General features: G+C 59.1%; 8 protein-coding genes. 7 read left to right on the top strand and 1 reads right to left on the bottom strand.

Going from position 1 to position 7585, the window contains the following annotated elements:
* Positions 1-75 precede the first annotated feature (75 nt).
* Positions 76-306 (top strand): recombinase family protein, encoded by a 231-nt coding sequence (locus ATB98_RS30390; protein ID WP_456114852.1) that lies wholly within the window; start codon positions 76-78, stop codon positions 304-306.
* 573 nt (positions 307-879) lie between these two features.
* Here ATB98_RS30390 and ATB98_RS24340 read toward each other — a convergent pair.
* Positions 880-1293, bottom strand: coding sequence for an Lrp/AsnC family transcriptional regulator (locus ATB98_RS24340; RefSeq protein WP_066878379.1), 414 nt, complete (start codon positions 1291-1293; stop codon positions 880-882).
* Between the two features lie 243 nt (positions 1294-1536).
* Between ATB98_RS24340 and ATB98_RS24335 the strand changes: the two genes are divergently transcribed.
* From ATB98_RS24335 to ATB98_RS24310, 6 genes are all read left to right on the top strand, one after another.
* Complete coding sequence (locus tag ATB98_RS24335; RefSeq protein WP_153435691.1) at positions 1537-2310, top strand: transporter substrate-binding domain-containing protein; 774 nt, start codon at positions 1537-1539, stop codon at positions 2308-2310.
* Between the two features lie 196 nt (positions 2311-2506).
* The gene (locus ATB98_RS24330; RefSeq protein ID WP_066878377.1) at positions 2507-3169 is read left to right on the top strand and encodes an amino acid ABC transporter permease; all 663 of its coding nucleotides are present in this window, start codon (positions 2507-2509) and stop codon (positions 3167-3169) included.
* Positions 3166-3822 (top strand): amino acid ABC transporter permease, encoded by a 657-nt coding sequence (locus ATB98_RS24325; RefSeq protein WP_066878375.1) that lies wholly within the window; start codon positions 3166-3168, stop codon positions 3820-3822. The genes ATB98_RS24330 and ATB98_RS24325 overlap by 4 nt, the downstream gene beginning before the upstream one ends.
* A complete protein-coding gene (locus tag ATB98_RS24320; RefSeq protein ID WP_066878373.1) occupies positions 3819-4583 on the top strand; it encodes an amino acid ABC transporter ATP-binding protein in 765 nt (254 codons plus the stop codon). Before ATB98_RS24325 ends, ATB98_RS24320 begins: the two co-directional genes overlap by 4 nt.
* Before the next feature lie 16 nt (positions 4584-4599).
* Positions 4600-6294, top strand: coding sequence for a M20/M25/M40 family metallo-hydrolase (locus ATB98_RS24315; protein ID WP_066878371.1), 1695 nt, complete (start codon positions 4600-4602; stop codon positions 6292-6294).
* A gap of 72 nt (positions 6295-6366) precedes the next feature.
* A complete protein-coding gene (locus ATB98_RS24310; RefSeq protein WP_066878368.1) occupies positions 6367-7428 on the top strand; it encodes an ornithine cyclodeaminase in 1062 nt (353 codons plus the stop codon).
* Positions 7429-7585: the final 157 nt, after the last annotated feature.

Genomic DNA, 7585 nt, shown 5'->3' with positions numbered 1-7585 from the left:
CCTTGTGGCCAAAATAGGGATGCCAACGGTAATGAACCACCAATTCCTGACCGACATGGGCAGAATGAACGGGCAATGGCTGTACGCCGAAAGGCCCGGCTCATTGCCGAGTTCGAGCGCGATCTCATCAGCGAGCGTGTGAAATCCGGTCTCGCGGCCGCCAAAGCCCGTGGAAGCAAGCTCGGGCGACAGCTCGGCCAACGGCCGAAGTCGGCTCGCATCGAAGGTGCTGGCGCTCTTCGAGGAAGGTCGCAGCTCTCGCTGGATCGCCCGCGATCTAGCCATCAGCACGAATACGGTTGCTGATATCGCCAAGCGCTATCGCGCGAGCGGCGAATGACGTGAATGTGCAGATTTCCGCCACTCGGCGGTCAGATTCCAAGGACAGTAGCGGGTGGGATTGCCCCTCACCGCAATTGCCGGAATGGCATGATCGCGGACGAAGCCGTCATTCGGAGGGCGTAGCGTTAGGTTCCCGCTAAGCGACGTCAAGACCCGAACATGAAACGAATGGACGGATACTGCGCTGAACATCTTATTCAAGATGGTTTGCTCACATTGGGCTGTCTATGGCGCGACGATCAGGATGAGACGAGTCTCACCTTGATTGTCGCCGCGCAGCTGTCGGCGGCAGAAGCAGTCATTCCATCTTGGGAGGGGCAAAACGAGCCGAGTTGTTCTCTGGCCAATACGTCAGAATGGTCGGTGTCGTGTCGATCCGATCTCACCCGCGGAGATTCCTGCCACCGCACAGAAGATCTTCGAAATGGCGTCGGTAACCTTTGATCTTGAAGCGCGAAACGAGGAGTAATCCTCAGCTTTTGCTATCATTCCTTCGGTTGCCATTGCGTCAGAATCACATGAACGTCCGGCTCCAGATCATGCTGGGCCCAGCATGATAAAGGTTTCGCTCTTCGAGACGCCGTCTGTCGCCCGAACGGTTGAGATGAGCTCGTTCAATTCTGACATCGTGGCAACCTCGATTTCGGCGATTACATCCCAAACGCCATTCGTGTTGGAAAGCGACGCTACTCCGGGGAGCCGCTTGATGGCTGCAACGGCGGGCCGTGGTGAGCCGCTTACCGTGATCAGGATAAATGCTCTGATCAGATCCTTGCTGATGTCGTCCTTCAGACGAACCGTAAACCCTTTGATATGTCCGTCAGCGACAAGGCGATCCAGTCTCTTCTGGGCTGTTGCTCGGGCGACTCCGAGAAGCTGCGCAAGCTGCGGCACCGAAGCCCTGCCATTGATGCGCAATTCTGCGATCAGCCGTCTATCAAGATCGTCCATGGGCTATTTCCAATTTCGTCATTCTAGTTACTATTTCGGCATATATTGAGAATATCAAGCACTTTGTGTTCTTTTTTGTTCTCCGAAAACGTCCTACGACTCCGTCCTATCGATGCAGAGCCGGCCGGATAAGTGGGACCAAACAAAATAACCGGGCCTCGCATTCTGTCGATCGATCCATGCCTTTGGCCGTCGTAAATCACGCGAGATCCGCCGTGTCGGGTCGAATGGGAGATGAAATATATGAAACTGAACCGTGTTTTTTCCGCTGTTCTGATGGCTGCTGCGATCTGCTTGCCGTTCACCGCTGCCGAGGCGGATGACCTGCAGAAGATCGAGAATGCCGGCAAGTTGTCGGTTGCTCTCTCCGGCGCGTTTCCACCCTTCAGCTTCGTTGACGAAAACAACCAAGTAGTCGGCTTCGACGTCGATATCGGCTCCGAGATTGCTCGCCGCCTGAAGGCCGAGCCGAACATCGTGACGACCGCATGGGACGGCATCATCGCCGGTCTGGTTACCGGTCGCTATGACACCATCATCGGCTCCATGAGCATCACCGAAGAGCGCAAGAAGGCCGTCGACTTCGTCGGTCCCTACTACCGCTCCGGCCTTGCTGTCTTCGTTCGCAAGGGCGCCGGCATCGCCGGTGTTGGCGAGCTCGAAGGCAAGACGGTCGGCGTCACGTTGGGCGAAGCCGCCGAGAAATGGGCGCGCGATCAAAACAAGTTCGAGATCCGGACCTACAAGGGTCTTCCGGAAATGCTTCTCGATCTCGGCGCCGGCCGCGTCGACGCGATCGTCGCAGATGATGTTCCGGTGTTCGTGGCGATGGCCAAGAGCAACGCGCCGATCGAGCAGGTCAAGGACGACACGCTTCCCCGCTACGATATCGGTATCGCTATCCGCAAGAACAATCCCGAGCTCGCCGCTGCCATGCAGAAGGCGCTGAACGATATGATGGCTGACGGTACCTACAAAATCATCTCGAAAAAGTGGATTGGTCAGGACATCCGCTAAGATCTGCGGCCGGGACGCCAACCGCATCCCGGTCCTTGTCCTCCTTCGAAAGCATGACGGAGGGTTCGGCTTGACGATGTCAGGCCGCCGAAGCCGTCGAGTTTGGTAGCTCTTGGGTGCGTCACCGCAGGGTGCCGTTTCATGCGGCCTGGAAAAGGTCGGCGCATCGCTCGCGAGCCTGTCCGGAGAGGCCGGAATGGATTTCCAACTTATCGGGCGAATATTGCCCTACATAGCAGAAGCGTCTCTGTTGACGACCAGCCTGACGATCTGTTCGTTGGTAATCGGGCTGATCGTCGCCACGATCGTGGCAATTGGACGCTTTTCCAGAGTCACGCCGATACGCTGGCTTGCAACGGCTTACGTCAGCATCATGCGTGGCACCCCCCTTCTGGTGCAGCTTTTCATCGTTTTCTTTGGCGGTCCGCAGTTGGGCCTGGAGCTGACGCCGTTTGTGGCAGGTGTGCTGACCATGGGTTTCAACATCGGCGCCTACATGTCGGAGGGCATCAAGGGCGCCATCATCGCCGTGGAGAAGGGACAGTCGGAAGCATCGCGGTCGCTCGGTTTCGGCCGTTTTGACACCATGCGGCTCTTCATTCTCCCGCAGGCGGCGGCGCTGATGATCCGCTCGCTGGGCGTCAACACCGTTATTCTCTCGAAGAGCACCGCACTTGTGTCGACGATCGGCGTCGTGGAACTGACCTACTCGGCGCAGCGCTTCGTCACCTCCACGTACAAGCCGTTCGAGGTCTTTGCAGTCGCCGGAGCTGCCTATATCGCCATCGTGGCTGTCATTTCGCTCATCGTGCGCGGCGTGGAACACTTCTTCGACGCCGGCAGGAGGGCAAAAGCATGACACTCGATTTCAGCGTCGTAGGCTCCTATTCGCAACTTCTGTTCACCGGTCTGCTCTGGACCATTCTCATCACCGCTCTGGCGGGCTCCATCAGCGTTCTGCTCGGCATTGTCATCGCCACGACAACGCTCTACGGGTCAAGCGTCGCAAGCCTGCCGGTGCGCGGCATCATCTTCCTATTCATGGGCACGCCGCTGCTGCTGCAGCTCTACCTGCTCTACTACGGCCTGTCGCAGGTGGGCGTCATGCTTCCGGCCTTCTGGACCGGGGTGATTGGACTTGGCCTGCACTATGCCGCATACAACGCGGATATCTTCCGTGCGTCCCTGCAGGCCGTCGATCCCGGGCAGACGGAAGCGGCGAGATCGCTGGGCTTCGGCCGCGGCGCCACCCGGCGTTACTTCATCGTGCCGCAAGCCATCCTTACGGCATTGCCGCAAGTTGGCAACAACAGCATCATCCTCCTGAAAGACACCGCCGTTCTGTCGGTTCTCGGTATCTCCGAACTGGTTCTGGACGCACAGCGTGCCATCAGCGAGACCTATCGCCCCTTCGAATTCTATTTCACCGCGGCCCTTCTCTATTACGTCGTCAACCTGGCGATGGAATTCCTGCTGAGCATTGCCGGCCGCAAAGCGGAAGAAATCCGATGACCCAACAAGCGCCCATGATCGAATTGCGCCAGATCCGCAAATCCTACGGCAGCCACGAAGTCCTGAAGGGGATCGACCTCAGTGTCGCCCGCGGCAAGATCGTTTCCATCATCGGCCCAAGCGGCTCCGGAAAGAGCACCCTGCTCAGGTCCATCAATATGCTCGAGGAAACGTCTAGCGGCGAGATTTGGCTCGATGGCCAGCAAGTCAACCGGCCGCTGAAAGGGCGTGCATTCGAGAACCACATCAACCATATCCGCCAGGAAATGGGCATGGTGTTCCAACAGTTTAATCTGTTTCCCCACCTCACAGTCCTGCAGAACATCATGATCGGGCCCATGCGCCTCAAAGGGTTGACCAAGGCCGCTGCTCTCGACCGAGCCAACGCCCTCCTTGCGAAGGTCGGGCTGGCGGACAAGGGCCATGCCTATCCCGCCCGGCTTTCCGGGGGCCAGAAACAGCGTGTCGCGATAGCCCGGGCTCTCGCGATGCAGCCGAAAGTCATGCTGTTCGATGAGGCGACTTCGGCCCTCGACCCCGAGCTTGTCGAGGAAGTCAACCAGGTCATGAAGCAGCTCGCCGCCGAACACATGACCATGCTGATCGTGACGCACGAGATGCGGTTCGCCGCCGAAGTGTCCGATCACGCCCTGTTCATGGATGGTGGCGTTGTCGTCGAGCAGGGCGATCCCCGTCAGGTCCTGTCCAACCCGATTGAGGAGCGTACGCGCGCCTTCCTTCGCAAACATCTGTCGAACTGAAAGGCTGAGAAACAGAATGACGAACGTACAAGAAAAGAGTGTTTCTCGAACCGGAACCCGGATCGATAGCAAGCGTGCTCGGGAACTTGCGCTGCGCCTTACGTCGTGGCCAAGCGAAACCGGCACGTCGGGCGAAGCCAAGTTCGCTGAACAGTTACACGGACTTCTGAGCGAGCTCCCCTATTTCCGCGAGCATCCCGAGGACCTGCGTCTGGTCGATAGCCATGGCGATCCACTCACCCGCAATGTTGTCGCCCTCGTTCGCGGCACGGGCAAGCGCTCGCTCGTGATGGCGGGGCATTTCGATACGGTCTCGACCGACAATTATCACGAACTTAAGCCGCTGGCGTGCGACTGTCTTAAATTGAAGGAAGCATTGATCGAGAACCTCTCGAGGCGAGACGACCGCTCCGAGCAGGAGGAGCGGGCTTTGCAGGATCTGCTGAGCGGCGACTTCCTGCCTGGTCGCGGCTTGCTCGACATGAAGAGCGGCATCGCGGTTGCGATCGCCTGCCTCGAGGACTTTGCCGCCGACCCCGATCGGCAGGGCAATTTGATGCTCGTTGCCACGCCGGACGAAGAACGTGAAAGCCGCGGCATGCGGTCGTTTCGAGATGCCTTGCCGAGCCTCGCGGCAGCATTCGACGTCGAGATTGCGGCGGGTATCAACCTAGACGTGACGTCCGATCAAGGCGACGGCAGCGAAGGCCGCGCTGTCTATGCGGGCACCATCGGCAAGCTTCTGCCCTTCGCGCTGGTGATCGGCTGCAGCTCTCACGCCAGCTATCCATTCGAAGGCGTCAGCGCGCAAGCCATGGCCGCCGGAATTCTGGCGCGTCTGGAAGGCAACGCTGAGCTGGCGGATCGCGATGACAACGATATTTCGCCGCCGCCGATTTGCCTGGAAGCCAAGGACCTCCGCGACGGCTATGAAGTGACCACGCCGGAGCGGTTCTGGATCGCGTTCAACTGGCTGTACCATGCGATGACGGCGGACGAGCTCTTCGCCCGCTTCAGGGAGGAAGTCCTATCCGGCGCCGCGGAAGCCGTGGATCGTTTCGGCTCCCAGTCCGTCGAATATGGCAGACTCGTCGGTAGAAGCGCGGGCGCCACTCCGGCAAGGCCGCGCCTTTTGACGTTCCATGAATTGCGCACACTGGCGGCACAGGTTTCCGGCGAAGGCTTCGACGCGCTCTATATGCAACAGGAAAAAGCGCTTTCCCATATCGACAATCCGCTCGTGCTCACGCGGCAATTGACGGAGTGGCTGGTCGGGATCGCTCGCCTGTCCGGCCCCGCAATCGTTATCGGATTTTCCGGGCTCCACTATCCCTCCAGTCATCTGCGGCTCAACGAACCGAACGACCGCGCCCTGCATCAAGCGATCGAGAAGGCGCGTGCAGGTCTCGGCAACGATCCCGAACGCAGTCTGGTCTGGAAGCCTCATTTCCAGGGCATCTCCGATATGAGCTTCCTTGGTCTGGCCGCAAGCGGCAGCCGGGTTGTTTCGGAAAACACGCCGATCTCGCGGCTGATCGATCGGCCGCCGGAGAATGCCCAGCGCTTCCCGACGGTTAATCTCGGCCCTTGGGGTCGCGAGTTCCACCAGAAGTTCGAGCGCGTGCATGAATCTTACGCGTTCGGGGTGCTTCCGGATCTCGTCTCCGAAATCGCCAAAACATTCCTCGCCGACAACAGCCAGGGAAAATGACGCTGCGAGGCAGGTGAGGCAGCCGTCTCACCTGGCCAAGGGCGTAGGGCTAAACCAAAAGGATCGAATGCAATGACTGCTCACTCCAATCTGAACATCGTACCTTTTGTCAGCGTGGACCACATGATGAGGTTGGTGCTGAAGGTCGGAATAGAGACCTTTCTCACCGAGCTCGCCTTGGTGATCGAAGAGGACTTTCGCCGCTGGGAACAGTTCGACAAAACCCCGCGTGTGGCGTCGCATTCGAAAGAAGGCGTGATCGAGTTGATGCCGACGAGCGACGGAACGCTCTACGGCTTCAAATATGTCAATGGCCATCCGAAAAACATGAAGGAGGGCCGCCAGACCGTCACGGCCTTTGGTGTGCTCTCGGATGTCGGCAACGGCTACCCGACGCTGCTTTCTGAAATGACCTTCCTGACTGCGCTGCGCACGGCGGCGATGTCGGCCGTCGCCGCGAAACATCTGGCCCGTCCCAACTCGAAGACCATGGCGATCATCGGCAACGGGGCGCAGAGCGAGTTCCAGGCGCTTGCCTTCAAGGCAATCGTCGGCGTGACCGAACTTCGCCTATACGATATCGACCCGAGCGCGACCGAGCGCTGCGCCGGGAACCTCGCCGGCAAGGGCTTCACGATCAAGGCATGCAGTTCTTCTCAGGAAGCCGTCGAGGGCGCCGACATCATCACGACAGCCACCGCGGACAAGCAGTACGCGACGATCCTGTCCGACAACATGGTCGGTCCGGGTGTCCACATCAACGCAGTCGGCGGCGACTGCCCCGGCAAGACCGAGCTCCACAGGGATATTCTGCTGCGCTCGGACATCTTCGTCGAGTATCCGCCGCAAACCCGCATCGAAGGCGAAATCCAGCAGCTAGCTTCAGACTATCCGGTGAAGGAACTCTGGGAAGTTATCGCTGGCAAATGTGAAGGCCGTCAGTCGGAGCGGGTCATTACGCTATTCGATAGCGTGGGTTTTGCGATCGAGGATTTCTCCGCGCTGCGCTATGTGCGCAGCAAGCTCGAAGAAACCGGGCTTTATGTCGAACTCGATCTGTTGGCCGACCCCGACGAGCCGCGTGATCTTTACGGCATGCTGCTGCGTTGCGAGGCGCACCTTCGTGTGGTGTAGCCTTCGTTTAATCGAATCCGGCGATGGCACCATTTTTTGCGGTCGCCGCTGAGCCGCTGATCGTCGAGGCGCTGACGAAGCCGCTTAAGGGGCAAGGCTCGAAAAGCAAAGTCGCGCTACTAAGCGGCTCGGCCGGCCCCCAGTCGACGCATTTCGC

Origin of the sequence: Sinorhizobium saheli (assembly GCF_001651875.1) — a bacterium.
GTDB lineage: Bacteria > Pseudomonadota > Alphaproteobacteria > Rhizobiales > Rhizobiaceae > Sinorhizobium > Sinorhizobium saheli.
The sequence above is the reverse complement of the archived record's forward strand: the minus strand, read 5'-3'. Positions and strand labels throughout refer to the sequence as shown.